Origin of the sequence: Segatella maculosa OT 289 (genome assembly GCF_000243015.1) — a bacterium.
Lineage (GTDB): Bacteria > Bacteroidota > Bacteroidia > Bacteroidales > Bacteroidaceae > Prevotella > Prevotella maculosa.
In genome coordinates this window covers 1-2,362 of the sequence record NZ_JH594510.1, presented here as the reverse complement: position 1 = coordinate 2,362, position 2,362 = coordinate 1, and the positions used below count along the sequence as shown (strand labels likewise).

At 47.8% G+C, this 2,362-nt stretch carries 2 protein-coding genes; both read left to right on the top strand.

Translation table 11 applies throughout. The annotated features are described in order from the left end of the window. Positions 1-1,614: hypothetical protein (locus tag HMPREF9944_RS10850; RefSeq protein WP_008566332.1), on the top strand; the 1,614-nt coding region annotated here is incomplete at its 5' end. 278 nt (positions 1,615-1,892) lie between these two features. Then, the gene (locus HMPREF9944_RS10845; protein ID WP_044113677.1) at positions 1,893-2,357 is read left to right on the top strand and encodes an HU family DNA-binding protein; all 465 of its coding nucleotides are present in this window, start codon (positions 1,893-1,895) and stop codon (positions 2,355-2,357) included. The last annotated feature ends 5 nt before the right edge of the window (positions 2,358-2,362 follow it).

The window sequence follows — 2,362 nt, the reverse complement described above, 5'->3', positions numbered from 1 at the left end:
GCCAATGAAGACATTGCGCAAGACAAAAAGAAAGAGAACGGAACCGAAGCACCGAAAGGCAGCGTAGTCTTCGCGACCAATGACACAAAGATTTCGGCAAAGCGTCGGTTTATAGATGAAGACGAGTTTGCCGGTGCGAAGACACGCACAGACATCAAGCACACACCCGGCAACGGAGCCGAAGCCTATTGGACAAGCGACGACTACATTTGGGTGAAGAAACAAGACGGCACTTGGGCAAAGAGCACGGGCACAACACTGCACGACGGCGGAGCCAGCGCAGAGTTCACCCTGCCCGGCAGCAAGGCAGACTATGCCGACGGCTGCGAAGTGCGTTACACCACAGCAGGAAACTTTTTAAGTTATGCCCCTGCGAACCTTGTCTATTTTCCACAAAATCAGAGTCGCACAATAGCTAACGACTTTAGCAAGGCAGGAGAATGGGGCGACTGTGGTTCGGGCGTGGCACACAACACGGGCAACCCCGATAAGTTTAACTTCACGCTCTCCCACAAGTCTTCCTATTTGTGTTTTCTACCCCGATGTACGAATGCCGCTCTTGCCCCCAATATCCAGCTGAAAGGTATCAAGGTCACAGCGAACCAAGCCACCAGCAAGGCAAGTTTCTTTCCTGGCTTCCATAGCTTTAATGGTGACGACATTGATTATATCGGCACTCCGACAATTCGTAGGTCTATTGAGATAACTCTTCCTGATTTTCCGCTCTCTACAACCGAGAACCAAGCGGCGAACGCGATCTATCTCGTTGTTCCCCCCGACAAATACGACTTCAAGATAGAGTACACCATCAAAGACCCGACAACAAACATTGAGACTGTCGTCACAGATATCAGAACAGGAATTACTCTTGACAAAGGAAAGATATATGACGTTACGGCCAACCTTATACCTAATGCCGGAAACAGCCTTAATCCCAAAGACTACAAATACTATATGTGGGATGCAATCCATGACTATTGGTATGGTTATGAGAACGAGCAGCCTATAACTAATGATCCAAGCCCGGGCCCTCTTCCAGGCGTACACTATCCACAAAATAGTTCTGACCCACAACAGCGCTGGTGCAATGAGAACTTTCAGCCTACTGCACAAAGAAATGATCTTTTCAAAACACTACCCAATGCCAACGAAATGTTTTGGTATGCCTATAAAGGTGATGCACACTGGGAATCACATAATGTTGTTTATGCGGAAAACGGACATTTAAAACAAGCGAATGCTACAGGCATTTGGCTGAAGAAAAAGACTAAAATAATGGCTGATGAGGGAATCACTGAGCAGCAAATGAAAACTGGATATCCTAAAGTAAGCCCCACGGATTGGCGAACAACAGATTATCGAATACAAGGTACTCTGCCAAGTGACCTTGTACCCAAACATACTCCAGTTCCTAATATTACAGACTACTTCTTTTTGCCATCATTGGGTTTCTACTATAAAGGCAAACTAAACAACTTTGGTATAGCTGGTCATTACTGGCCATCAAATGGTATTGATTACGGCCTTACATATGGATTATATTTTTCTAATGGAACTGTAAAAGTCAATCCTTCAATGCGTATGTTGGGGCTTCCAGCGAAGGCGTTTGAGTAATCCGTTTCGAAATTGATTGGTAAAGGACAATTAAACTCGGAAATATTTATTTTTTAATCAATATAATTATTAACCCGTCGGAATAAAAACAATGAAAAGTTTTGACAAGAAATATAGGGGCATGAGTACGGAGATGGGAGGACACGATGACAAGTCCTATACCTGTCGATGACAAGTCCTATACTTGTGGGGCACAAGTCCTATACTTGTCGACTACAAGTCCTATACTTGTCAAAACGCCCTCGGAGTCGGCATTCCGACAACTAACATTTTTGCGTATGGCATTTTTTAAGAAGATGTTGAAAAAAATCAACAAAAAGTGGTACCCGCAATCGGTACTGGTGGGCAGTCCGGTGACGACGGCGCAGGTTGCCAAGCGACTGGCCGCTGAGTCGACCGTCAGTCCGGCCGACGTGGCCGCAGTGCTCACCTCGCTCGGCCCGGTGATGGCCGACTACATGTCGCAGGGCCGCTCGGTAAAGCTCGACGGCATCGGCTCGTTCTACTTCACGGCCGTGTCGGCCAAGGGTGGCGTGGACGCAGCCGAAAAGGTGTCGGCCAACCAAATCGTCGGCGTGCGCGTGCGCTTCAATCCCGAGACCCATTACGAGCGCGGCGGTGGCAGCCGTGTAGCTACCCGTGGCCTGACCGACACGCCGATTGAGTGGGAAGAATGGAAAGGTGAGGAGAAAAAGAAGAAGAAGAAAAAAGAGGAAGGGGGAATTGGGCAGCACGGGAATTAAAGCCC